General features: G+C 63.9%; 21 protein-coding genes. 6 read left to right on the forward strand and 15 right to left on the reverse strand.

The annotated features are described in order from the left end of the window. Window positions 1–27: 27 nt before the first annotated feature. The 14 genes from FBZ89_RS22505 to FBZ89_RS22570 all read right to left on the reverse strand — a co-directional run bounded on the left by FBZ89_RS22505 (window position 28) and on the right by FBZ89_RS22570 (window position 14,432). Window positions 28–294 (reverse strand): helix-turn-helix domain-containing protein, encoded by a 267-nt coding sequence (locus FBZ89_RS22505; RefSeq protein ID WP_045811379.1) that lies wholly within the window; start codon window positions 292–294, stop codon window positions 28–30. Between the two features lie 307 nt (window positions 295–601). Beyond that, window positions 602–928 carry a DUF736 domain-containing protein gene (locus FBZ89_RS22510; RefSeq protein ID WP_041535876.1) on the reverse strand — a complete coding sequence of 109 codons (327 nt, stop codon included), beginning with the start codon at window positions 926–928 and terminating at the stop codon, window positions 602–604. Between the two features lie 572 nt (window positions 929–1,500). Then, a complete protein-coding gene (locus FBZ89_RS22520) occupies window positions 1,501–1,941 on the reverse strand; it encodes a hypothetical protein (RefSeq protein WP_145752352.1) in 441 nt (146 codons plus the stop codon). Between the two features lie 134 nt (window positions 1,942–2,075). Beyond that, a complete protein-coding gene (locus FBZ89_RS30975; protein ID WP_186457513.1) occupies window positions 2,076–2,243 on the reverse strand; it encodes a hypothetical protein in 168 nt (55 codons plus the stop codon). A gap of 281 nt (window positions 2,244–2,524) precedes the next feature. Continuing rightward, window positions 2,525–2,947: a type II toxin-antitoxin system VapC family toxin gene (locus FBZ89_RS22525; RefSeq protein ID WP_145752354.1), complete on the reverse strand. Its 423-nt coding sequence runs from the start codon at window positions 2,945–2,947 to the stop codon at window positions 2,525–2,527. After that, the gene (locus FBZ89_RS22530; protein ID WP_145752356.1) at window positions 2,944–3,198 is read right to left on the reverse strand and encodes a FitA-like ribbon-helix-helix domain-containing protein; all 255 of its coding nucleotides are present in this window, start codon (window positions 3,196–3,198) and stop codon (window positions 2,944–2,946) included. Before FBZ89_RS22530 ends, FBZ89_RS22525 begins: the two co-directional genes overlap by 4 nt. An 87-nt stretch (window positions 3,199–3,285) precedes the next feature. Beyond that, window positions 3,286–4,212, reverse strand: coding sequence for a DUF2493 domain-containing protein (locus FBZ89_RS22535; protein WP_145752357.1), 927 nt, complete (start codon window positions 4,210–4,212; stop codon window positions 3,286–3,288). 349 nt (window positions 4,213–4,561) lie between these two features. After that, window positions 4,562–5,596 (reverse strand): DUF7146 domain-containing protein, encoded by a 1,035-nt coding sequence (locus FBZ89_RS22540; protein ID WP_145752359.1) that lies wholly within the window; start codon window positions 5,594–5,596, stop codon window positions 4,562–4,564. Then, window positions 5,596–9,915: a strawberry notch family protein gene (locus FBZ89_RS22545; RefSeq protein ID WP_145752361.1), complete on the reverse strand. Its 4,320-nt coding sequence runs from the start codon at window positions 9,913–9,915 to the stop codon at window positions 5,596–5,598. The genes FBZ89_RS22540 and FBZ89_RS22545 overlap by 1 nt, the downstream gene beginning before the upstream one ends. 158 nt (window positions 9,916–10,073) lie before the next feature. Continuing rightward, the gene (locus FBZ89_RS22550; protein ID WP_145752363.1) at window positions 10,074–10,370 is read right to left on the reverse strand and encodes a hypothetical protein; all 297 of its coding nucleotides are present in this window, start codon (window positions 10,368–10,370) and stop codon (window positions 10,074–10,076) included. Beyond that, a complete protein-coding gene (locus FBZ89_RS22555; RefSeq protein WP_145752364.1) occupies window positions 10,367–10,633 on the reverse strand; it encodes a DUF6117 family protein in 267 nt (88 codons plus the stop codon). Before FBZ89_RS22555 ends, FBZ89_RS22550 begins: the two co-directional genes overlap by 4 nt. Beyond that, window positions 10,630–11,046: a hypothetical protein gene (locus FBZ89_RS22560; RefSeq protein ID WP_145752366.1), complete on the reverse strand. Its 417-nt coding sequence runs from the start codon at window positions 11,044–11,046 to the stop codon at window positions 10,630–10,632. Before FBZ89_RS22560 ends, FBZ89_RS22555 begins: the two co-directional genes overlap by 4 nt. Window positions 11,047–11,175: 129 nt before the next feature. Beyond that, window positions 11,176–13,296 carry a ParB/RepB/Spo0J family partition protein gene (locus FBZ89_RS22565; protein ID WP_145752368.1) on the reverse strand — a complete coding sequence of 707 codons (2,121 nt, stop codon included), beginning with the start codon at window positions 13,294–13,296 and terminating at the stop codon, window positions 11,176–11,178. A gap of 173 nt (window positions 13,297–13,469) precedes the next feature. Next, window positions 13,470–14,432 (reverse strand): ArdC family protein, encoded by a 963-nt coding sequence (locus FBZ89_RS22570; protein WP_145752370.1) that lies wholly within the window; start codon window positions 14,430–14,432, stop codon window positions 13,470–13,472. 241 nt (window positions 14,433–14,673) lie between these two features. On the opposite strand from FBZ89_RS22570, the gene FBZ89_RS22575 reads away from it, so the two are divergent. From FBZ89_RS22575 to FBZ89_RS22600, 6 genes are all read left to right on the forward strand, one after another. Continuing rightward, on the forward strand, window positions 14,674–15,267 hold the full coding sequence (locus tag FBZ89_RS22575) for a DUF6088 family protein (RefSeq protein WP_145752372.1): 594 nt from the start codon (window positions 14,674–14,676) through the stop codon (window positions 15,265–15,267). Continuing rightward, entirely contained in the window at window positions 15,260–16,276 is a 1,017-nt protein-coding gene (locus FBZ89_RS22580) for a nucleotidyl transferase AbiEii/AbiGii toxin family protein (protein ID WP_145752373.1), read from the forward strand. The genes FBZ89_RS22575 and FBZ89_RS22580 overlap by 8 nt, the downstream gene beginning before the upstream one ends. An 83-nt stretch (window positions 16,277–16,359) precedes the next feature. After that, window positions 16,360–19,134 (forward strand): ATP-dependent DNA helicase, encoded by a 2,775-nt coding sequence (locus FBZ89_RS22585; RefSeq protein ID WP_145752375.1) that lies wholly within the window; start codon window positions 16,360–16,362, stop codon window positions 19,132–19,134. Beyond that, entirely contained in the window at window positions 19,131–21,047 is a 1,917-nt protein-coding gene (locus FBZ89_RS22590; protein ID WP_145752376.1) for a DUF7017 domain-containing protein, read from the forward strand. Before FBZ89_RS22585 ends, FBZ89_RS22590 begins: the two co-directional genes overlap by 4 nt. Window positions 21,048–21,637: 590 nt before the next feature. Continuing rightward, window positions 21,638–21,859, forward strand: a complete 222-nt coding sequence (locus FBZ89_RS22595; RefSeq protein ID WP_145752378.1) for an Arm DNA-binding domain-containing protein — start codon at window positions 21,638–21,640, stop codon at window positions 21,857–21,859. A gap of 148 nt (window positions 21,860–22,007) precedes the next feature. Then, window positions 22,008–22,817, forward strand: a complete 810-nt coding sequence (locus FBZ89_RS22600; protein WP_211115315.1) for a transglutaminase-like domain-containing protein — start codon at window positions 22,008–22,010, stop codon at window positions 22,815–22,817. A gap of 99 nt (window positions 22,818–22,916) precedes the next feature. Here the strand turns inward: FBZ89_RS22600 and FBZ89_RS22605 are convergent, their stop codons facing one another. Next, entirely contained in the window at window positions 22,917–23,234 is a 318-nt protein-coding gene (locus FBZ89_RS22605; protein WP_145752381.1) for a hypothetical protein, read from the reverse strand. Between the last annotated feature and the right edge of the window lie 99 nt (window positions 23,235–23,333).

The raw sequence follows: 23,333 nt of genomic DNA on the forward strand, positions 1-23,333 counted from the left end.
ATGATGAGGAACCTGGCTGCCCACAGGTCAGCGTAAGCCTGTAGATCGGTTCGGCTTGTTTCCGCGATCATCGACCAGCAGCACTCCTTGCCCTCGGTCGGTCGACAGGAAGACGATGCCGGCAGCTTCCAGGGCCCTGCGTGCCTGATCGCGCGTCGTCTCGTACACATCGAGCCCGCTTTCGGATTCGAGGCGCTTGAGCGCGGTCAGCGATAGGCGGGCCTTGTCAGCGAGCGTCTCCTGTGTCCAACCCAGCAACGCGCGTGCGGCCCGTGATTGTCGGGCGGTGATCATGCATGATCACCTCCCATCGCAACCGGCGCGCGCTCCAGAACTACGGCTATTTTAGTCGTATTGGCCCGTTTCTGCCAGCTCAAAGAGGTTGCCGAAGGGCCGTGTCATGCTGGCGCCGATTTGCTGATTCGGGCAATCGAGGCGTTGTTGTCAGTGAAGCGAAGGTTCTGCGGGCTGGCTTTTGCCGTAATGCTGGAAGAGTGCGCCTTCGGTGTGACCCGACTATTTGGGGCACGCATCTGCGATCGGGTGCGATTTGAGCAGGAAGGCGGCCCCGACCTTTCGGCCGGGGCCTCGTGACGCCGCCTCAGTCTGCGCGGCGGCCGTTGGGGCGGGACCAGATCAGCGAGTAACCTTCGCCGTCTTCGTCATCGAAGAGGTTCGCGTAGATCGGAGCGTTGAAGCTCGGATCGTCGAGCTTGAGGCCCAGATAGTCGCGGCCCTCGTTGGAGCGCTTGGACCAGGCGGCGCCGATCTCGGCGCGGCCGACCAGGACCCGGTGGCTGGGAGCGTTCTCGCCGCTGGCGCGCAGGTCGGGGACGATGCGCACGCCCTTGGCCTGGACGCTGAGGGTAACGATTTCGCCGCCGAATTCGTTCGAGCCGGTCTTCTTGAAGGTGCCGATGGTCGCCATTGTAAGTCTCCGTTTTCCGTTTCGAGCCCGCACCATTGCGGCCTCGATGGCGATCGACCGGACGGAGGCGAGCGACGACACATCGCTTGCGACCGCAGCAAAGCGGAGGATGGCGCAGGCGCGACTTTGTTGTTTCGCGAGGAATGACGGCGCAGCCGGCAGGGGAAGAAAGTCGGGGCCAGCCGTTGTGGCTTAGGCGCTCGAGGCGAAGCCGTCCGTCGGCCAGATCAGGCCATTGAAGAGGCCGTTCTGGTGCGGGTGCTGGACGGATCGACGGCGGAGACGGCGGCGACCTTCGCATTGGCCCGGGAAGTCCGACCGGCGATCACAGGCGTAGATCTCCCTCGAACAGGCCTGCGCTGCGCATTTCGCCATTCCGCCAGCTCTGACGAAACGCCTCGACGCTGAGGGGCTGCCGGCCACGATGTCGTTGCCGCCCCGACGCGCTCCATCGTTCCGTGACAGGTGGGCGCAGCCGATGCTTCGCGATGCCGCTTCCCCATCGGGCGACCAGATGGCGTGGAGGGCAAAGGTATATGCCGCTGGATCCCGCCGCAATGGGCGCTGCGGGTTTAGGCGTGGGACACATGCCCGGCAGATGGGTCGGAGGCCGCCATTCCAGTGATGCGCACGAAGGCGACGATGCCGACCGCGATCGCTCCGATGACGGAGAACACGGTCTGCCATGTCTCCGATGGCATGGTGTGTTTCATGATGCCATGGGTGGCATGGAATCCGGCGACGACAGCCGGGGCGACGAAGGCTGCGGCGATGAGCAGGCGTGCCCAGGTCGGACGGACGGTGGCGAGCAGGAATTGGCCGATGCCGAAGGTCAGGCCAGCGGCGACAAAGCCGACGACAATCGCGCCGAGCCAGCCCGCGCCGGTGCCATAGGCCCATGTGCCGGCAGTCACGCCGGCGAAGAACGGAAGAGCGAACACCGCAAGTGTGAAAAGGAGCCAGCAGAGGAAGCCGATGGCGGCGATGCTGAGTAGAAAGCCGATGAAGATCATGGTGGTGTCTTTCGTCAAATGTCAGACGGACGCGCCTCCACCACCACCACGGCGCACATGCGAGATTAGCAGAATTCCAGCCGCGGGGGGAGCAGAAGCGTGAAGCGTCCGCCGACTGCGCGACCCGGTTCGCCTCATGAGGTGAAGGGGTCGATTTCGCCGACGATGGCGTTTTCATCGCCATCATATTCCGACGCCGGGGTGACGGAGAGCGTGCCGTCTCCGGCGCGATAGATGACGATGGCCGCCATCAGGGTGGTAGCGAGGCTGAAGGCGAAGGCGTGAGCGGTTTGGAAGGACATCGACCTGGCTCCTGTTTGAGCGGAGGTCCATCCCCCGCTGACAGGCGCCCGAAGAGTTCGGCCGGTGGCCGCAATCACCGTGCAGGCGAAGCCGGAGCGGCGGCACGCTATGCGTAGTCCGACCCTTTACGGGTTGATGGCGTCAGGCCATCGGCTGAACCCAAGGATCAGCGTCTTGAAGCGGGGGTGGTCGTCCGATCAGGAGACCGGGTTGTCTGCATGCCGCGAGGACTGTTGCTGCCGGCTCGGCTGACCTCACCTGCGCTGCCGGTGGCCGGATGTCAGCGCCCGGCCTTCCAGGGATCGATGACCGTGACATTCGCGGCCTCGAATGCGCTGTTATCGCGCGTGGCGACGGCAAAACCCTTGGCGGCTGCGATCGCCGCGATGTAGCCGTCGGGAGTAGGGAAGCCTTTCCCGGCCGCTCGGGCTTTGACGGCGAGATCCGCATAGCGGCGCGCAGCATCGACATCGAACGGGAGGATGCGGTCTGCGAACAGTTCCATCACCCCATCCAGGGCTTCGGTGAGACGCTCCTTGCGCTTGCCATCGGGGAGCGCGCCGATGCCGAACATCAGCTCGGCGATGGTGACGCTGGAGAGAAAGAGCGTTTCCGCTGCCTGCTCGTCGAGCCATGCGCGCACGGCCTCGTCGGGAGCGGGCTTCATCGCCTCCGATACGACATTGGTGTCGAGGAGGATCATTCGAAGCTCATCGGTTTGGCGGGCGTCTTGTCACGAGCTTGGTCGAGGGCCTCGACATCCTCATTGGTCAAGCCGAGGCGGCGGCTGCGTTCCGCGAGCGCCGTGCCGAGCCGGAGGCGCGTATCGGGGCGGACAGCCATTTCGAGGATGTCGCGCATTTCCGCTTCGGCGCTGCGGCCGTGCTGCGACGCCCGCACCTTGAGGGCGCGGTGCGTCGCGTCGGACAAATTCCTGATCGTAACTGCGGGCATGATAGCGCCTCCTGCAAGTTTGATAGCGGTGATAGCATAATATCAGAATTGCCATCAATTTTTCAAGGTAGCCGGTCCCGGCGGCGCTTACGCGCCGCCCGAGCCGAACCGATAGACCGGGATGCCCATCTTGCGGGCCTTGTCGGCCAGGTTGTCCTGAATGCCCGTGCCGGGGAAGATCACGACCCCGATCGGCACGATGCCGAGCATCAGGTCATTGCGTTTGAACGGTGCGGCCTTGGCGTGCTTCGTCCAGTCCGGCTTGAAGGCGACTTGCGGCACCTTGCGGCTGTCGGCCCAGCGGGAAGCGATCTTTTCGGCGCCTTTCGGAGAGCCGCCATGCAGCAGCACCATGTCGGGGTGCTTGGTATGGATCTGATCGAGCTTGGCCCAGATCTGCTTGTGGTCAGCGGTGTCGCCGCCCGAGAAGGCGATCTTCGGGCCGGCGGGTACGAGTACCTCGGTATCCGCGCGCCTCCTGGCGGCGAGGAAATCCCGGCTGTCGATCAGCGACGCGGTGAGGTTGCGATGGTTGACCCGTGATCCGGTGCGTTGCGACCAGGGTGAGCCGGTGGCGACGAGGTAGCGTCCAGCGGCGGCTTCGCGGAAGGTTTCCATGCCGTCGCGGCGGTCGATCAGGTTCATGCCGATGTCGATGAGGCGCTCGAGCTGGAGGGACTTCACCTCGGAGCCATCCTGTTCGCGCTGAAGCTGCCTTTGCGCCTGCTCGTTGTCGTCGAGCTTCTGTTCGATGCGGTCCACGGCGCGGTGGAACATATTGACGGTCGACCAGAGGAGATCGGGGAGATCGAAGTCGAGGCTGGTGTCGGTGATCGTGGAGACCAGGGCGTCGAAGATGTCGGCGACGGCGCCTTCGATGATGCGGTCTTCCGGTGGCGGGCGCTGGTCCAACTCGTCTTCGGAGGGGCGATAGCCGTGGAGCTGCAAGTCCTGGATCAGATGGTCGGTCGGGGATGACTCGTGGTGTGGTTCGTAGTCGTCGTGCTCGCTCATGGGATGCTCCGTCGGCAAGGACCGCGACCGTCGCGGCCTTCATGGCGACGAAGCCGTCGGGCGGGACGGACCTGCACCCGGAGCGAAGCGTAGGGCCGAAGCGCCAGCGGAGGATGGCGAAGGCCGGCGATTTTGTTTCGCGATGGAAAGGCGCGGGTTCGGGGTCCCCGCGCGGCCTGCCGCGTGGGGTGGACATGCGCCGCCGGAAAATCGTCGGCCGCAGCCATTGCCTTGTCCGGCCCGGCTGATGGCCGATCGCCCTCTCGAAGGCCGAGGCGCGGTCCTTTTGCCGTCACTGGCGCATCGTTGCGGGCATGGGGGCTGAGCGCCGCTCCCCAATCCTTTCCGGCTAGGCGGCCAGCTCCATGAAACGTGCGACGTCCTCTGGAGCGAGCTGCACTCGAACGCCTGCCCGAAGCGCATCGATACCGAGCCGCCGCAGATCCTCGTTGAAGTCCCCGAATGCCGGCGACAATGGGATGGCCTCGATTCCCTCGGCGTTCGCCCGTTCGATCAGCATGTCCCGCGCGCCGTCACCGGCCGGATCGTCGTCTCGAACGATATAGAGCCGCCGCAAAGTCGCCGGGAACAGGATGGCGGCCAGATGTGCTGCCGAAAGCGCCGGCGCCATCGCCATATCGGGCAGGACCTGCCGGAGCGACAGCATGGTCTCGATACCTTCGCCTGCCGCCATCACGCTGCCGGGCGCACCGATGCGGACGGCATTGCCGAGGAGATCGCCCATCGCCTTGCGCGGTGTGTCGATGGGGGCTTTGTCGGAGCCGTCAGGCGCAAGCCAGGTGCGGTGCGCGCCGGTGATCTTGCCAGCGAGGTCGGTGACGGCGGCGATCATGGCGGGCCAGGTCTCGGTCGGGCCATCGTCGGGCTTGTAGTAGCAGCGGGGGTGGAAGCGCAGGTTTCCGGTTCCGTGCAAAAGCACAATGCCGCGTTTGCGCAGATAGGTCTGCACAATGGTCCCGGTGATCGGTTGCGTCATGGCGATGAGACGGCGTGCCGCCTCGGGCGACCCCGATGGCGCTGGCGCCAGTCCGCGGCGTGATGCCGGCTCCGGTTCGGGGTGCGGCAGGCTGAGGAAGGTGCGCGCCTCTTGAGCAACGTCTGCGAAGTCGATGAGGCCGAGCGCTTCCCGGATGATGTCGAGAAGGTCGCCATGTTCGCCGGTGGCGGCGTCGGTCCATTTGCCCGCTGGTCCCTTCGGGGTGTCGCGCAGGCGCACGAACATGGAGCGGCCTACGGCATTGCGAGCATCGCCAACCTGCCAGTAGTTGCCCTGCCGGTGGCCGTTGGAGAGATAGTGACGGCAGACCGCCTCGGCCTGTCGGCCGAGACTGTGTGCCAGTTCAGAAGCGTCCTGCCGAGCCATCACGCGGCCTCACGCTCGCTGATCCGCTCGACCGGATAGGTGGCGAGCAGCTTGCCGATGATGGCGGGACCAGAGGCATCGACCGGAACGAAGAAGCGCAGCTTCCACGAGATGATCTCGCTGAAGAGGCCATAGGCGCGCAGGCGATCCCGCATGGTGTCGGTGAAACCTGACAGTTCGATCCGGTTCGCGCCCATGACGCGCGCGCGGCGAAGCTGGAGCCCGCTGGCCAGGTCGAGGATGGTGCGACCATCCGCCAGAGCGGCGTAGGCATCATCGCTGCTAAGGTTGGCCGCGCCCGTCGAGGCGGCATTCAGGGCCCAGGCGGGCGAAACCCGCCGCCCGATGATGCGTTCGCCATCGTCGGTCTGGAGCCGATAGACGCGCGTCGACTCGTTCGGCAGGCGCTTCCACACCGGCAGGAGCAAACCGCTGACCATGTGGATGGCGCCATCGGTATAGGCTGGCACTTCGGCGACTTCACGTTGCCAGACCGCTGCAAAGCTGTCGCGAGCGGCTTCCTGCCAATGGCTGTCTTCCATCATGGCGAGGCTTGCGTGGTGCTGTTCCATCGGCCGGATCAGGCGGACACGGCGCTCGATCTCGCCGTCGTCGAGCATGATGGACGGCGCCGGCACCTGGACAGCAGCGCGTCCCGACCGCGCGTTGATGAGCAGCCGGGCATGCGGATCGTCGAGCCAGCCGAGCGCCGTATCGAGCGTGGTCGGTTGGTTCCGGCGGCGCTCGGTAATGGTGAGCAGCCGCGTCTGTGCGCCCGTTGCCGGATGGGTGTAGATGGTCGTGCGCTCAGCGACGACGAAACTCTCCGCCGTCAGCGTTTCCAGCCCGACATCATAAACGCCGCTGGCGATGGCTCCGGCCACCTTGGTGTCGAGCAATTGCTCGAAGGCGGTGAAGAGGATGCCCTGAAGCTCGATGGTCAGCGCCAGCAGGCGGTTGAGGAACGTGGTGATCGGCGGCAACTCGTCCTTGATGCCGTTGTCATCGGTCAATTTCAGGCCGGTCGCGGACTCGAAGCGACCCAGCGAGCAACCCTCGACCTTGCCGCGAACGATCAGGAGATAGAGCTGCCGCAGCGCATCGCGGGCGTAGCTCGATTCCAGATTGTCCTCGGGCCGGAACAGACCCTGGCCGCCGGTCTGGCGCTGACCGCGCGTGATCGCGCCCAGCGTATCGAGTCGGCGTGCGATCGTGGACAGGAAGCGTTTCTCGGCTTTGACGTTCGTGGCGATCGGGCGGAACAGCGGCGGCTGCGCCTGGTTGGTGCGGTTGGTGCGACCCAGACCCTGGATGGCGGCGTCGGCCTTCCATCCGGGTTCGAGCAGATAATGCACGCGCAGACGCTGGTTCTTCGCTGACAGTTCGGCGTGATAGCTGCGGCCAGTGCCGCCGGCGTCGCTGAACACGAGAATGCGCTTCAGGTCGTCCATGAACGCAGCCGTCTCGGCAAGATTGGCGGATGGCGCGCGGTTTTCGACGGCGAAGCGTTCGCCTTTGCGGACGATGCGCCGGGAGCGGCCCGTCACCTCCGAGACCATATCTGCGCCGAAGCGCTGTACGATCTGGTCGAGCGCCCCCGGAACGGGTGGTAAAGACGCAAGACGTTCGATCAGCTCGTCACGGCGCGCGACAGCTTCACGGCTCTCGACGGGGTGGCCGTCGCGATAGACCGGGCGCGAGGACAGATTGCCCTCGCCATCCGTGAACGGCTCGTAGAGCTGGACCGGAAAGGAATGGGCCAGATAGTCCAGAACATATTCGCGCGGCGTGATGTCGACGCGAATATCGTTCCATTCCTCGGTTGGGACTTCCGCCAGCCGGCGCTCCATCAGCGCTTCGCCGGTCGAGACGATCTGGACGACAGCAGCGTGGCCATCATCCAGGTCACGTTCGATGGACCGGATCAGCGTGGGCGTTTTCATCGACGTGAGCAGATGGCCGAAGAAACGCTGCTTGGCGGACTCGAAGGCCGAGCGGGCGGCGGACTTGGCCTGGCGGTTCAGTGTGGCTCCCCCGCTATCTGGGCTGCCGGTGATGTTGGCCGCCTGCATCGCGGCGTCGAGATGATTGTGGATGACGGCGAAGGCGCTGGCGTAGGCATCGTAGATACGCCGCTGCTCGTCGGTCAGGGCGTGCTCGATCAGCTCATATTCGACGCCATCGTAGGAGAGCGAGCGGGCGGTATAGAGGCCCAGCGCACGCAGGTCGCGGGCGAGCACTTCCATGGCCGCGACACCGCCGTCCTCGATCGCCTCGACAAATTCGGCGCGGGTGGTGAAGGGGAAATCCTCACCGCCCCACAGCCCGAGCCGCTGGGCATAAGCGAGATTGTGGACGGTGGTCGCGCCGGTAGCCGACACATAGACGATGCGCGCGTTGGCCAGGGCGTGCTGAAGCCGAAGGCCCGCGCGTCCCTGCTGTGAGGCGGCAACGTCGCCGCGTTCTCCCTTGCCGCCTGCGGCATTGGCCATGGCGTGGCTCTCGTCGAAAATGATCACTCCATCGAAATCGGAGCCCAACCATTCGACGATCTGCCGGACGCGGGAAACCTTCTCACCACGGTCGTCGGACCGTAGCGTGGCATAGGTTGCAAACAGGACGCCTTCCGATAGCGTGATCGGTCGTCCTTGCGGGAAGCGCGACAGCGGCGTGACCAGCAGACGCTCCATGCCGAGCGCGGACCAATCGCGCTGCGCGTCCTCGATCAGCTTGTCGGATTTGGAGATCCAGACCGCCTTGCGGCGACCGCGCAGCCAGTTGTCGAGGATGATGCCGGCAGATTGACGGCCTTTGCCGGCCCCGGTGCCGTCGCCGAGCATGAAGCCGCGCCGGAAGCGCACGGCGTTTTCAGCATCGGGCTTGGCCGCCTGCACGAGATCGCAGGTCGCATCGACGGTCCAGGAGCCGGTGAGGAAGTCCGAATGGGCTTCGCCGGCATAGATAACGGTTTCGAGCTGGGCGTCCGACAGGAGATCGGTGATGTTCGCGGGCAGCATCGGCCGATAGGCGGGCTTGGGCGGTGCAACGCTCGCCATGGCCGCCGACTGCACGAGCTTGGTGGGGTGCGCTTGAGAACTGGCAATACGGATCGACTGCAATCCGTATTCTTCATAGATCGCGTCCGTGAGGTGGGCGCCTTCCGGCGGCGTCCAGTCCATCGTGTCGTAGGCGAGTTCAACGCCCTGCGAATCCATGGTTGAGCGTGCGGCCGGACGCTCCGTGGCGGTGCGCGCGAGATAACCCCGCACGGTGCGGGGCGCCGAGCCCGACACGGGCGGCGTGATGTCGGGCAGAGCGACCGGCAGGCGCGGTGGAATCTGCGCTTTGATCCATGCGAGCAGCGTAGCGACGTCGGGTGCAACGCCGGCGGACCCAGGGAACGTGGCCGGGTCTTCGGCCGGCAGCTTGTCGATGACGGTGAGCCGCGTTTCGATGCTCGTGCCATGCTTGGCATAGACCGAGCCGTGGATCGCCGCGGTGAAGACGACGCGGCCACGCTCCTGAAGCCGGACGAAGGTGTTGCGCCAGGCCGGTTGCTCGGGGCCGAAGTTTGCGCCGGTGATAGTCACCAGACGCCCACCATCGGCAAGTCGCGCCAGGGCCGATGCAACATGACGCGCAGCGGCGTCGGCGACCCGGCCGGAGACGTTCGCCATCACCGAGAAGGGCGGGTTCATCACGATGACGGAAGGGACGGCGCACGCCGGAAGGTGGTCGTCGATCTGGGCGGCGTCGCACCGCGTGACGGCAAGGGCTGGAAAGAGCTGGCCAAGTAGATCGGCGCGGGTTTCCGCCAGTTCGTTGAGGAGCAGCGAGCCGCCGCTGATCTCGGCAAGGATGGCGAGAAGACCCGTGCCTGCCGACGGCTCCAGCACAATGTCGTGCGGTGTGATCGCTGCGGCCGCGATAGCGGCGAGGCCGAGCGGGACCGGCGTCGAGAATTGTTGAAGCGCCTGGGCTTCCTCCGAGCGACGGGTGTGCGTCGGCAGAAGGCCGGTGATTTTCGACAGGGCGGAAAGCCGTGCAGCCGGAGTGCCGGCTTTACGGAAAAGCGCACGTCCGTATTTGCGCAGGAACAGGACGGTCGCACCTTCACAGGCTTCGTAGGCCGTCTTCCAGTCCCAGGCGCCGCTCGTGTCGGAAGCCTCGAAGGCCGTTTCCATGGCGATGCGGAGATTGGCGTTGTCGATCCGCTGGCCGCGTTCGAGCAGGGTGAGAAGCTGATGGGCGGCGGCGATGATGGCGGACGCGCGGGCAACGGGCGCAGCCGGACTGGCTACGGTGGACATGATGTTCATGGATCGGAACCTCGGGAGAGCGGGAACGGGAAGCCCGGACGGCGCTCTCTCTCGACCGCACGGACTCAAACCCGTCCCGGCGGCCCTCTCACTCTCGAACACGTCGCTGCCGACATGAAAAAAGCGCCTCGGCCGAGCGGCAGAGGCGCTTTGAGGGGTCAGGCCCAGTGCCCGTCGGTGATCTCGCGGGCGACGAGCCTGCGCGCCTTGCGGATCAGATCATCGCCGCTGGTGTCGATGTGCCCGAAGAACCGGGCGCGCGCGCCGTTCGCGGTCCAATCGGCATAGGCGCAATATTCGCGAGCCTCGGCCCTGAAGGCCCGCATGTCGCTGGCCCAATGGGGCTTGGGTTCCACGACGATGGTGATTCCGTCTCTGGTTTCCAGCCAGGGGAGAGACCGCTCGGCGGGCGGACGCTCGTAATCGGCGGCGAAGATGGCGTCGATGTCCATCATGGCGCTTCTCCGGGCGTGCCCAGATGCATGAAGCCGCCAGGATCGCCAGGGTCGGGCGGCAGGTAGGCGTCATAGGGATTGCCGTCGGCGAGGTGGCCGAAGGGCGTGAAGACGAAATCACCATCGTCTCGTCCCACCGCGCAGATGACGTAACGCGGAGCGCCGGTCACGGCATCGAGGCATTCCATGAGCGCAAGGTTGCCGTCACCGGCAGCGCGCAGCAGCGTCTGAAAATTGCTCCGGGCATGGGACGGAATGCTCATAGCGGGCCTCCCTCGCCGGAGAGGGTCTGGTCGAGCCAGCCATCGGTGTAGATCCAGTCCACGGTCTCCCCGCTGGCGAGATCGAGAACATGCGCGCCGCCGCCGAAGCCGTCGAGCCGGGGCTTCGAGCAGGTGTTGGCATATTGGAAACCCCAGCGGCCGGTCAGACCGAACTCTGCGGCGCAGCGCTTCACGAACTGGATCAGGTGCTCGGGATCGCCAGTGACGTCGTCGTGCATCCAGAGCTGCGTGCCGCCATGCTCGGGCTGGATCGAGAGAAGGAAGCCCTCGGAAGGCGGTTCTTCCGATGCGCCGGCCTCGGAGAGGCGGTTGTAGAGGTCGAGCGCGCGGGCGGCGTTCTCGGGCGTGCCGACATCAAGCAGGCACGAGAAATGGGTGAAATAGTCGGCCATGACAGGCTCCTGAAACGAGAATGCCCGGCCCGCACGGGCACAGCCGTTCAGGCTGTCAACCATGGGACCGGGCGGTGTGGAAGATCGGGGTGAGATGCGCGGGACGAACGGCGCCCCGCGCGATCCGCGTTATTCGGCGGCGACGGCGTGCTGGACTTCATCCTCGTCGGTGTCTTCGTCCTCGCCGTCCTCGGTGAGGAAGTCCGGCAAGGCGATGTCTTCGCCGGTATCGGCCTGATCGCTGGACTCAAGCTGATCGCCATCGATGGACGCCAGGCGCAGCGGCTCGGGCAGCCAACCGCTGTCGGTCAGAAGGCGTTCGGCCTCCTTGGCCATGTCGCCCTTCTTCATGTGGTCGATGAGCTGCGCAGCCCGCTCGCCGGCGCCTTCGCGGACGGCCTCGAGAATGCGGGGTTTGGTCACGCGGCCGAGATAGTTGCTGACCGTAGGCTTCCAGCCAGCGGCTACCATGTCCATGCCCGTAGCCCGCGCGAGCCGGTCGGCCTGCGCCAGACGCACGTCGAGACCATGCTGACTGACGCCCGAGCCGGAATAGGGATTTGGGCGCTCGAACAGCGCATTGACGCCGTAGCTGACGCAAAGCGCCAGCAACTCCAGGCGCGTGCCGTCATCGAGATCGGTCAGCCAGTCCCAGAGCGCCTGATCGTCAGCGGGGATGTGGCCCCCCCAGCGTTCGTGGCGATCGTTGACCGCCTGCGCCGATGGGCTGTCCTTCAATTCCTCGGACTGGGCCGAGAAGAAGATGTGGCGGACATTGGCCTCGAGGCAACCGGATGGGTTGGTGTGGATGAAGGTGTCGCTCAGAAGCTTGTGCAGCAACATGGTCATGGCGACGTGCGGATGTTCCGCCAGCGCGTTGCGCAGCGCCAGGGTGCGATGGGCGGTCAACTCGATCACGAGACGCTCGGGCAACGGCTTGATGCCGTCTTCCTCATCGTCCTCGGGCTCGGCGGGCTTGCCGCCGATGGTGATGACCGCGCGTTGGACGGCCGGCGTATCGGGCTGGTCGCCCTCGGACGCCTCGCCATCGGGCTCGGCCTGGGGCTCATCCTCGGCGCGGACATAACCGCGGTCGATCGACAGCGAGCCGTCGGCGTCGAGGCTGACGAAGGCGCCGGCGATTGCGATGTCGGCCTGATCGTAGCTGACGGGGCGGTTCTCGAAGGCCTCCAGGGCCTGCTCGATTTCGCCGAGACGTTGATCGATCACGTCGGGCAGCTCGTCGGCCTCGGAATATTCCGCTTCGATCCGGTCATATTCCTCGCGCAGCGCTTCGCGGGTTGCGCGTTCCTCGTCGGTCAGATCGACCGCAACGCCGGAGAGTTCACGCAGGCCGTGGTCGTGGCCATAGGGGAAGCTCACCGCGACCTCGATCCACTTCCAGCCTTCCTCGGCGATCTGATCGGCGGTGGCTTTCAGCTTCTCCGCCACCATACGGTCGAGCAGGACGGGGTCTTGCAGCCAACCGCCGTCGTCGGACTGGAACAGATCGCGCAGCACGATGCCGCCTGCGGCCTCGTAGGCATCGACATCGACGAAAATGGCCCGCTTGTCCGAGGCGCGAACCGCGGTCTCTGTCAGCATCCGTCGGATCTGATAGGGCTCCTTCTGCCAGCTATCCTTGATCGCGTCCCAGACCTGTTCCTGCCGGGCATGGTCGGGGCTGACGGTGAAGGCCATGAGCTGTTCGAGCGTCATGCCGTCATCGGCATAGATTTCGAGCAGGGTCGGCGAGACGGAGGTGAGGCGCAGGCGTTGCTTCACCACCGTGACGTTGACGAAGAAGGCAGCGGCGATGGCCTCCTCGGTCATGCCCTTGTCGCGCATGGCCTGAAAGGCGCGGAACTGGTCGAGCGGATGGAGCGGTGCGCGTTCCATGTTCTCGACCAGCGATACTTCGTCGACGAGGATGTCGCTGTTGGCGTCGCCGATGACGCAGGGCACCGTCGCCGTCTTAGCCAAACGCTTCTGCTTCACGAGCAGTTCGAGTGCGCGATAGCGGCGACCGCCGGCAGGCACCTCGAACATGCCGGTCTCCGCGCCATCGGCGTCGAGGACGGGACGGACATGGAGGCTCTGGATGAGGCCGCGCCGGGCGATGGACTCGGCCATTTCCTCGATCGAGACGCCGGCCTTGACGCGGCGGACGTTGGACTGGCTCAGCACCAGCTTGTTGAAGGGGATGTCGCGCGCCGACGACAGGGTGATCTTCTGGATGGCACTCGCCATGTTCGTTACTCCGCGACGGGCGGCCGGGAGACTCTCTCTCGACCTCCAACCCGTCACGAAGCGAAGCGCCGCCCTCTCACTCTAAGAAGGGCAGCGCCGCAGAAGCGGAAAGGCGTGCGGAAAGGCGTGAAGCCGGAGACCTGCTTTCCCGCCTTTCCGGTATTCATATTCGATCACGCCGCCTGCCGTTCGTCGCCGGCCATGGTGTCGTCCGGGCCGAGATCGGCGTCGGGCAGGAAGCCGAGCAGCCAATCGGCCGCCTTGCTCGCCTGGGAGGCGGCGCGGACGATGGCGCGATTGTCCTCGCGCAGCACCTCCAGCCAGGCGCCGATATAGTCGGCATGGCGGACGGTCGGTACGATGCCGAGAGACGCGCAGCAGAAGGCCGCGTTGATCTCGGCCACCAACTCCTCGAAGGCGTATTTCTTCGTGCCGAAACCGCCGGTCAGATCTCGGCCGAGCCGGGAGGCATGGCCGCTGGCGTGCCCGAGTTCGTGCAGGGCCGTGCGGTGCCAGTTGATCGGCTCGAAATAGGCCTGCGGTGGCGGCACCTGCACATAGTCGTGCGCCGGCACATAGAAGGCGCGATCACCGCCGATGCGGAAATCGATGCCCGTCGCTTCGATCAGAGCCTCGACGCGCGGCTCGATGAGGCCAGGCGGTGGCAGTGGAGCGATGGCGGCGATGTTGTCCGGCAGCCCGTCGCATTGCGCGGCGTTGAAGACGGTGAAGCGCTTGAGGAACGGAATTGCGGCGGCGTCCTCGCCGGTCTCGCGGGCGCGGCGCTTCTCGTCCTCCGGCGTGAAGCGTTCGGCATAGATGACGGTCGTGCCATGCTCACCCTTGCGGACATTGCCGCCCAGCGACAGCGCCTGACGGAAGGTGAGCCAGCTCTGGCCAGGGAAGCCGTGCTGGATCACCGCGCCCCAAAGGATCAGCACATTGATGCCGGAATAGTGCCGTCCGGTCGCAGCGTTGCGGGGCATGGCGAGCGGCGCCTTGGCCGTGGCCGACCCCCATGGCTGGACCCAGGGCGCGCGGCCAGCCTCAAGCTCGGCGATGATCTTGTCGGTGATGTCGTCATAGAGGCTCGTCCGGCCTGAGCTGGCGCGGGCGCTGTGGTTTTTCCTGAACATCGCGGTTCTCCGCGACGGGCGCCGGAGACCTCTTCTCCAGCCCTCAACCCGTCACGGGAAACCCCGTCCGCACTCTCACTCTATGGGGGCGTTGCGGGGATCTCCCCGCAGAAGGGGTCGGGCGAGACCCTTTGGCTCGACCGCAGGGGAAGGCTTTCCCCCTTGCCCCAGCTTTCCGTCCCGGATGTGTTTCCTTGAAAACTGTCAGAAAACTGCGTATTTTCCTGACAGGAGAAAGACGATGACACGGCTGACCGAACAGATTCTGTCGCATATGACGGGCTTGCCCGAAGGCGCTTCTGTGTCCGCTAAGGGGCTGCTCCACCTCGGCAATCGCGCCGCGGTGGACCAGGCCTTGTCGCGTCTGGCCGAGCGCGAACAACTCATCCGGGCTGGGCGCGGTGTCTATCTCCGCCCCGTCGCCAGTCGGTTCGGGACGCGCGCGCCGTCGGTCGAACAGGCTGTGGAGGCCCTTGCCAGCCAGCGTGGCGAGACCATCGTCTCGAACGGTGCGGCGGCCGCAAACGCGCTTGGCCTGACAACGCAGGTGCCGGTTCGTTCGGTCTATCTGACCTCCGGGCGCAGCCGGAAGATGAATCTCGGGAAGCAGGTCGTGGAATTGCGCCATGCCCCGCGCTGGCAATTGGCTCTGGCCAACCGGCCGGCGGGAGAGGCCGTCCGGGCCTTGGCCTGGCTCGGCCCGGAGAAAGCCGAAACTGCGCTCCGGACATTGAAGCGAAAGCTGCCAGCCAGCGCCTTTGGCGAATTGGTGGCGGCCGCGCCGCAGCTTCCGACATGGTTGGCGCAGAGTGTCGGGAAGGCGGCCTATGGCTGAAACCTTCCTGCTCCTCTCGGCTCAGGATCGCCGCGACGCCCTTGGCGTCGCGGCGGATCGTTCGGGGCGGCCCGCGCATCTGCTCGAAAAGGACGTCTGGGTGGTGTGGGCGTTGAGCACGCTCTACGCGGCGCCGCTTGGTGAGCATCTGGTGTTCAAGGGCGGCACATCGCTGTCGAAAGCCTATCAGGTCATCCATCGGTTTTCGGAGGATGTGGATCTGACCTACGACATTCGGGCCATCGCGCCCGACCTGGTCGGGGACAATGGCGAGGGCCTGCCGAAAACGCGAAGCGAGGAGAAGCGCTGGTCCAGCGAGGTTCGTCGCCGGCTACCGGAATGGGTTGGCGCTGTCGTGCAACCGGTGATCTCCGATGCCCTGGCAACGGAAGGTTTGGCTGCGGCGATCCGCGTCGAAGGTGATCGGCTCTTTATCGACTACGAACCGACCGCAACCGGATCGGGCTATGTCGCCCCCAGTGTCATGCTGGAGTTCGGCGCGCGGTCGACGGGCGAGCCGGCCAGTTTGCGCGATGTTGTCTGCGATGCCTCTGGCCTGATCGATGGCCTGATATTCCCGACAGCGCGTCCGCGCGTCATGCACGCCGAGCGGACCTTCTGGGAGAAGGCGACCGCCATCCATGTCTTCTGTCATCAGGAACGGCTGCGCGGGGACCGCTTCGCCCGGCACTGGCATGATGTCGCCCGGCTCGATGAAGCCGGTCTTGCGGAAACGGCCTTCGCAGATCGCGAACTGGCGAACGCGGTTGCTCGCCACAAGTCGATGTTCTTTGCGGAGAAGGCCGCTGATCGCTCGCCAATCGATTATGCCGCGGCCGTCAACGGCGGCTTGCAACTCGTCCCTGTCGGCGATGGCGCGAAGGCGCTGGAGGAAGACTACATTCGTATGGTCGAGGATGGACTGCTCTTCGATGACGCAGAGCCGTTCGAGGCGCTCATGGCGCGGTGCGCCGATATAGCCGGGCGCGCGAACAGCGCGGCCAGTTAAGAAACGACGATGAGGGGGCGTGTAGTGACGATAACGGGTGCGTCTGACATTCCGGCGAGCATTGTAGCTCGGAGTGCAGCGAAATGATCGAAGATCACTCCGATAGCTTCCGTTTCCTTCATCGGTTCTGGCCGGATCTCCATGATCTCGGGAGAAAGGCGGAGCAGGCTGGGCCGCATGAGCCGGATCTCGTGGCCATCCGGCTGCGTGGGCTTACGGAGGCAATGGTCGTCAAACTGTTTGGCCAACTGGGAATTCAGTACGACCCGGCGCATTCGCATTTCGACAGGTTGGTCCTACTCGAGAACGCAGACCTGCTCGACGCCCGTCTCCTTTCCAAATTTCACGCTATCCGGAAGGTCGGCAACAACGCCGCGCACAATGGGAAGGTCACGCCCGCACAGGCTGAAGCTCTTCTGGAAGATGCCTGGTCTCTTTCGTGCTGGTTCTGCCGCTTCATGCGTCCCGACGTCGAATGGCTGACTCCACCGAGGCAGAACGCCAATCCCCTCTCGGTTCCCTCCATGGTGGAAGCGCAGGACGTGTCTGCCGAGCGGCAGCCGACGGTCCCGGGTAAGTCATCGAACATACTCAAGTTTCCTGAGGAGCGCGTCCGGCGCATACGCGAACAGGTCTCTCGCGCAATGGCGGAAGTCGATCCGAGAGTGCGCCAACTTCGGACCGGCATCACACTTCATGAGGCTTTTACGGAAAGTCTGTCGAGCGATCAGGCCGCCTGCCTCGACGCGCTTTCCACATTCCTCGCCAGTCCGAAGCAGCGTGTATTTCTGCTCAAGGGCTATGCGGGCACCGGCAAGACCTTCCTCGCCAAGGGCATTACCGAATATCTTTCGACACAAGGGCGCGCTTTCCGCCTCGCAGCACCGACCGGGCGTGCGGCGAAGATTATTTCGGAGAAGACCGGACGCGATGCGCGGACTGTGCATAGCCAAATCTACAACTTCAGCGACTTGAAGGAATATACGAAGGGGGATCAGGAGCTCGGGTCGGAGACGTTCAAGTTTTATGCGGAGATTGCCTCCAACCAGGATCAGGCCAACACGGTGTATATCGTGGACGAGGCGTCGCTTCTCTCGGATGTCTATTCGGAGAGCGAGTTCTTCCGTTCTGGCACCGGATATCTGTTGCGTGACCTGATCAGCTATGTCGGATTCGAGCATGGTGAGACCGACCGGAAGATTATCCTCGTAGGCGATCCCGCTCAGCTTCACCCGGTGGGGATGTCCGTCTCCCCAGCGCTTGATACTGAGTACCTCCACAAACACCTCGGGTTAGATGCGGCCGAATACGAGTTGAAGGAGGTGCTGCGGCAGAAGGCGGATAGCGGGATTATCCGTAACGTCATGCCGCTTCGCGATAGTCTTTCAAAGGGTACATTTGGTAGCCTCAGCTTCGACTTCGACGAAGATGTCCTGCGTCTCCGTGCCGACGAGGTTCTCCCGTTATATATGGCGGCACGCTCTACGGGCGAAGCGAACATTCCGATCGTTATTACGCGGTCTAACAGCGAAGCGGCCAGTTACAACCGGGCGATCAGGGATGCTCTTTTCCCCCGACGTGACTTCGTGGCGGCCGGTGATCGGCTGATCGTCACCGCCAACACCGTTGTGAACGGCAGTTTCCTGGCTAACGGTGAGTTTGTCGACGTCGTCGATGCGGAAACCATGGTGGAGCGGCGGTCCGTCAATCTCCGATACCGTAACGAGGAGACCGGGGCGGTCGAAGTCATTGAGGTGTCGTTAGTGTTCCGCGACATCCAGATAACCGTTTCGTTGCCAGATGGCGGCGAGACCGTTCTGACCGCGAAAATCCTCGACGATCATCTTCACGATAGCGGGGCCGGGCTCGACGCTGCGCAGCAGCGCGCGCTCTATGTGGACTTCCTCAAGCGTCACCCGGATCTGAAGCGCGGCCACGACCGAGAACGCCTCAGCCAGATCATACGCCAGGACCCGTACTTTAACGCGCTCCGCGTAAAGTTCGGCTACGCGGTGACTTGCCACAAGGCGCAGGGTGGCGAATGGGGGCATGTGTTCGTGAGTTGCCCGTCTGGCCAGAATCCGAGATCGGCCGAGTATTTCCGTTGGCTCTATACGGCCATGACCCGCTCAAGTGGGAAGCTGTATATGATCGACCCGCCCGAAGTCAGGTTGAAGATCGCCGGACCTGACTGGTGGTCGCCTTCGGAGGTATCGACGACATCGACGGATGGGCAGCTCTCGGCAGCTGCGCAGGCGGGAGATGCCGCCTCAATCGTATCGCCCCAGGAGGCATTCCGCCTCGACGTTCTGGGGCGCGTGCGGGACCTTCTCGGGGAGACGGGCATCGAGATCGACGATGTCGCGCATCACCAGTACCAGGAAGCCTTCTACCTGCGTCGTGACCTCGACACCGCCCGCGTCAACATCAGTTACAATGGCAAGTTCAAGATTACGGCGGTGGCTGTTCCGCCCGCAGGCGCTTTCAGCGAGCAGCTAGGCGAGCTTCTTCGGCCGTTGGTCGGTCAGTCAATTGGCTCGGCACTGCCAGTCGCCGGCACGGGCGGCTTGTCGGGCCTGCAATCGCCGAGCCGGCCTTTCCTTGCACAGTTCCACGACCGCCTGTTGCCTCTTCTCAGGGAACGCCAAATCCACATTGTGGGATTGAAGGAACAGGCGTGGAGCCAGCGTTACACCTTCTCGCGTGGCGGTGATGCTGCCGTCGTCGATGTCTTCTACGACGGACGAGATCGGTTCACGAAATGCATGCCGATCAACATCGGGGGAAAGCAGGGCGCCCCAGCGGGTGCGTTGTTGCCCGAGGTGCTTGAGATACTCACCGCGCAGGTCATCCCGTGAAGCCGGGGCAGCAGGTCACAGCCTTACGCAAGGGCGGCCAACTCGATGAAGCGTTCAAACTCGCCACGGAACTGGTTGCGGCGCCCGAGGCGAACGAATGGGAGGTCGGCGCCTACGGCTGGTGTCTGATCGATCTCGTGAAGCGGCATGCCGCCGACCGGGATCAGGCATCGCTGCACGGCTATCTGAGCCTGCTGACGAAGTTTGAGGTCCCTAGTGGAAATGAGCTTCTCGCCGAACACCGAGAGCGGGCGCTGGCATTGGTCGACGATGATCGTCGTGCCGTCATGGCAGCGCGGAAGCTCGGCAAGGATGGCCAGCACGACAAGGCCGTTGGCGCGTTTGCGGCACTCATGGCGAAAGGCGCTCTGACCAAGGACGACAAGACTGCTTTCGGCTGGGAGCTCTATCGGGCCACCCAGGCGATCTTCCGAGCGGCTGAGGGGCAGGATTTGGCGCCGAGCGCCATCGATACCGTCAAGCGGCACCTTAACACCTATCTCAAGCTCGGCATCTCGGAGTCCGGTCTATTACATAGCTGCATGATGCAGCAGGCGGTCCGGTTGTCCCATGGCGACCATCTTCGCCTCCCCGCATTCGCACGCTTGTGGGGTCTGGATTCGTTCCGGCGCGAGGACTTCGAGGAGTCCCGGCTCGACGACGGCAAGACCTTCCCCCCGCTTGCGGAAACGGTGCTGCAACGCGCATCCAAGGAAGCTGCGAAGGGCGGATCTTCAGCGGAGATGAACTATATCCTGCCCTACCTTGAGCGCGGGCTGGAGCTGTTCCCTGAGAACGTCTGGCTGAAGTTGAACATGGTAAAGTTGCTGCGCGGCCTCGAACGGCTAGATGAGGCTCGACTGCTCGCGACTGATTTCGCCCGCAGCAAGGCAGGCGAATATTGGACCTGGGAGTTGATCGGCGACCTTGAGGTGGAGCCGGCTATGCGCCTCTCGTGCTATGCGAAGGCGCTGACTTGCTCGGAGGACGACACGTTCGTCAGCAAGCTGCGTCTCAAGTTCGCTGCCTTGGTCGCCGCTGATCATCCCGGTGAGGCGAGAGCTGAAGTGGAACGGGTGATCAAACATAGACGTCGCGAGGGCACCCGCATTCCTATCGACGCCCAGCGGATGGCGGAAAGCGCCTGGTTCCTTGCCGCGGCACCATCTACCTCGGGCCGTTCGTTCTACGATCGCTTCAAGTCGCGCGCCGAGGAGTTGCTCTTCGCCCATCTCCCTTGGACCGATGCATCCGTCGGCGACGAATTCGTGATCGAGGGGCAGGAAGGGCAGAAGGATCGGACACGCCGGCGGATATTCGTGAAGGCCAGCCCGCTGCCTTTAGAAATCAGCGTCTCTGCGGGGCACCCGGACGTGCGGGGCTGCCGGCCGGGCGCTCCGATCAAGGTGCAGATGGAGGTGTCGGCCGCCGAACCATGGAAGGTCATGGTGCATCGGATTCAGCCACGGAACGGCGCCAGCGATGACGTTGTGCCGGAACTATGCGGCGTGATCGATCACCTCAACCGGGCCAAGTCGCTCCTCCATTTTGTGGTGGCTAAGGGAATCGACGGCACGTTCCCGTTGGCCGACTTTGCCGGTTCAGCAGCGATAGGACAGGCTGTTGCGGTTCGGGCGACCCGCTATCACAGCCGGAAAGGTACGCGGACCCGGGCGCTGTCGGTTTCCTCTGCCACCCGATCGCCTGGAACGGATGTGCTGAAGCCTTTCAACGACGACGTCGAAGTCCGTAATGGCCTCGGCTTCACTTCCGCTGGCATCTTTATTCCGCCGGATGTCGTTGCAGAATCCATGATCGCCGATGGCGATCGGGTGGAAGGCCTAGCCGTTATCAATTTCGACAAGAAGCGAAGCACGTGGGGCTGGAAAGCTATCAGCGCGAAAAACGACTGACTTGGTGACAATGCGCGAGCCGTTCGCGCTCTGGTCGGCGTGACAATTGGCTGCTTTGATGATAGGGCTACATCGTGAAATTGGCGGGATGCACGGGCCGAGCCAGATTGTTTCCTGCGTTTCTCGCTTGACGATAGTCCCCGAAAGTACGGTTTTTCGGGGTATCCCGGAAAAATCCAACAATTTCAAAAGCCAGCGGTTTTGCCGGGATGGCTGACGGTATGTCGCCGCGAAAAATATTTTTAATGACGATATTTCAAGGCATTATGCTCCCAATCAATAATAGAGTGGGAGTGATTTTGGCCTATCCGAGCGTATCCGAAACTACGCCAGAGCACGATCTAAACCACTGATAAAAATAAATATTTCGGTCTCTAACTATCGGCACCTATCGGTGGGTAGAGATCAGAACCGGCGGCCTGGTTGACGGCCCTTGCGCATATTGATCACTCGCAAATTTGAAAGTACCGTCAGGGCAGATGAGGCTCCTGACGGTACTTTTTCCACGCTAAGCTGCTGACAATACGCAGGCTTTTCCGACGAGAGCCCCCCAAAACCGCGTGACGGTACTTTTTTGGAGGTGGCATATCATGTTGACGGATGCGGCGCTCAAGGCGCTGAAACCACAAGAGAAAATCTACAAGGTGACGGACCGCGACGGCATGTATGTGCGCGTTGCGCCCTCGGGCTCCCTCTCGTTCAGGCTGGACTATCGGCTCAATGGACGGCGCGAGACGGTCTACCTGGGCAAATACGGATCGGGGCCTTCATCTGACGGGTTGGGCTCCCTTCCTCACGGATGCCAGCGCTGACGCCGCCCTTTCAGGCGATCGAATAATGGATTGCATGGGACTCCGCGTACACCCATGCTCATGGAACCCCACACCGGGGGTTTGTCTTCTTCCATAATGATCAGCAATCCGGCCGGAGGTATTTGTGGAAATTCGTGTCGGTTGCCTCATGACCTATGAGTTGGCGCAGGTCACGCCCATCATCCTGATGCTGAATGTTCATGCGTCGCGGGTGAACGATCTGACGCAACCGGACACGGTGGTGACCGATCCTCCCGTGCCGATGGCCGGTTATCACGACGGCTTCGGCAACTGGTGTACGCGTCTGGTGGCTCCAGCCGGCCGCTTCACCATCCGGACCGACGGCATCATCCGCGACAGCGGCCAATGGGACACCCGCGACGCCAGCGCCCGCGAAGTCGCGATCCCCGACCTTGAGCCGGAAACCCTGGTGTTCCTACTGGGCAGTCGCTATTGCGAGACCGACCTGCTGTCGGAGACGGCCTGGAAATTATTCGGGCAGTCGCCCCCCGGATGGGCGCGGGTGCAGGCCATCTGCGATTATGTGCATGATCACATCAGTTTCGGTTACGAGCATTCGCGAGCCACGCGGACAGCCGCCGAGGCCTTCAAAGAGAGGCGGGGGGTCTGCCGCGATTATGCGCACCTGGCGCTGGCCTTTTGCCGCTGTCTCAACATCCCCGCCCGGTACTGCACTGGATACATCAGTGATATCGGCTTGCCGCAACCGCATGCGCCCCAGGACTTTGCCGCCTGGATTGAAGTCTTCCTGGAGGGCCCGTCCGGCGGACGCTGGCATGTCTTCGATCCGCGCAACAACGACCCCCGTATCGGACGAATATTGGTTGCCCGGGGCCGGGACGCGGCGGATGTGCCGCTGTCGCTTACTTTCGGTCAGCACACTCTCACGAACTTCCAGGTAACGGCCGACGAGGTGGCGGGTTCCCCCGGCACGTGATCGACCTGATCCACAGGGACGGCCCATTCTGCCTGGCGCCCGTCGTATTGCCGGCTTGGTAAAGATCTTCCGCCAGGGCGTGGACTTCCGTGCCGTCCGTCACGCGTCGTCCCTGGTCCGGTTGGCCGAGGTGGTGACGACAGGCTCGTCAACGGTCAGCTTGGGCTTTGGGTCGCTTGGCGGGGCCTTTTTCCAATGTGGAACCTGCCGCCCGCCTCTGTTGGGTCCGCTTCCGTTGGGCCCGCTTCCGTTGGAACGGTAGGGGGAAGGCGCCGCCGCCAGGCAGCGGAAGATGCGTTGGCGCGCCTCCTCGGATAAATCGGACTCCTTCAGATGCCGGACCTGCGGGAACGTCGGCGCCTCGGACGCGGATGGCACCGTCTCTTTATCGCTCTTGATCGGGTCGGTCTTGCTCATCGTGGTACCCCTCCGCCGAGGGCCGCCTTCCATTGGTGATGTTGTTCGCCGAATCTGGAAGGAGGTCTGGCTTGTGAGGGTGGGAAGTGTCCACGAATG

It is taken from the genome of Nitrospirillum amazonense (assembly GCF_007828045.1).
Classification (GTDB): domain Bacteria; phylum Pseudomonadota; class Alphaproteobacteria; order Azospirillales; family Azospirillaceae; genus Nitrospirillum; species Nitrospirillum amazonense_C.

Bases quoted from the DNA above. Each gene is read 5' to 3' on its own strand.
- FBZ89_RS22505 (WP_045811379.1), bottom strand. From the start codon at position 294: ATGATCACCGCCCGACAATCACGGGCCGCACGCGCGTTGCTGGGTTGG.
- FBZ89_RS22510 (WP_041535876.1), bottom strand. From the start codon at position 928: ATGGCGACCATCGGCACCTTCAAGAAGACCGGCTCGAACGAATTCGGC.
- FBZ89_RS22520 (WP_145752352.1), bottom strand. From the start codon at position 1,941: ATGATCTTCATCGGCTTTCTACTCAGCATCGCCGCCATCGGCTTCCTC.
- FBZ89_RS30975 (WP_186457513.1), bottom strand. From the start codon at position 2,243: ATGTCCTTCCAAACCGCTCACGCCTTCGCCTTCAGCCTCGCTACCACC.
- FBZ89_RS22525 (WP_145752354.1), bottom strand. From the start codon at position 2,947: ATGATCCTCCTCGACACCAATGTCGTATCGGAGGCGATGAAGCCCGCT.
- FBZ89_RS22530 (WP_145752356.1), bottom strand. From the start codon at position 3,198: ATGCCCGCAGTTACGATCAGGAATTTGTCCGACGCGACGCACCGCGCC.
- FBZ89_RS22535 (WP_145752357.1), bottom strand. From the start codon at position 4,212: ATGAGCGAGCACGACGACTACGAACCACACCACGAGTCATCCCCGACC.
- FBZ89_RS22540 (WP_145752359.1), bottom strand. From the start codon at position 5,596: ATGGCTCGGCAGGACGCTTCTGAACTGGCACACAGTCTCGGCCGACAG.
- FBZ89_RS22545 (WP_145752361.1), bottom strand. From the start codon at position 9,915: ATGAACATCATGTCCACCGTAGCCAGTCCGGCTGCGCCCGTTGCCCGC.
- FBZ89_RS22550 (WP_145752363.1), bottom strand. From the start codon at position 10,370: ATGATGGACATCGACGCCATCTTCGCCGCCGATTACGAGCGTCCGCCC.
- FBZ89_RS22555 (WP_145752364.1), bottom strand. From the start codon at position 10,633: ATGAGCATTCCGTCCCATGCCCGGAGCAATTTTCAGACGCTGCTGCGC.
- FBZ89_RS22560 (WP_145752366.1), bottom strand. From the start codon at position 11,046: ATGGCCGACTATTTCACCCATTTCTCGTGCCTGCTTGATGTCGGCACG.
- FBZ89_RS22565 (WP_145752368.1), bottom strand. From the start codon at position 13,296: ATGGCGAGTGCCATCCAGAAGATCACCCTGTCGTCGGCGCGCGACATC.
- FBZ89_RS22570 (WP_145752370.1), bottom strand. From the start codon at position 14,432: ATGTTCAGGAAAAACCACAGCGCCCGCGCCAGCTCAGGCCGGACGAGC.
- FBZ89_RS22575 (WP_145752372.1), top strand. From the start codon at position 14,674: ATGACACGGCTGACCGAACAGATTCTGTCGCATATGACGGGCTTGCCC.
- FBZ89_RS22580 (WP_145752373.1), top strand. From the start codon at position 15,260: ATGGCTGAAACCTTCCTGCTCCTCTCGGCTCAGGATCGCCGCGACGCC.
- FBZ89_RS22585 (WP_145752375.1), top strand. From the start codon at position 16,360: ATGATCGAAGATCACTCCGATAGCTTCCGTTTCCTTCATCGGTTCTGG.
- FBZ89_RS22595 (WP_145752378.1), top strand. From the start codon at position 21,638: ATGTTGACGGATGCGGCGCTCAAGGCGCTGAAACCACAAGAGAAAATC.
- FBZ89_RS22600 (WP_211115315.1), top strand. From the start codon at position 22,008: ATGACCTATGAGTTGGCGCAGGTCACGCCCATCATCCTGATGCTGAAT.
- FBZ89_RS22605 (WP_145752381.1), bottom strand. From the start codon at position 23,234: ATGAGCAAGACCGACCCGATCAAGAGCGATAAAGAGACGGTGCCATCC.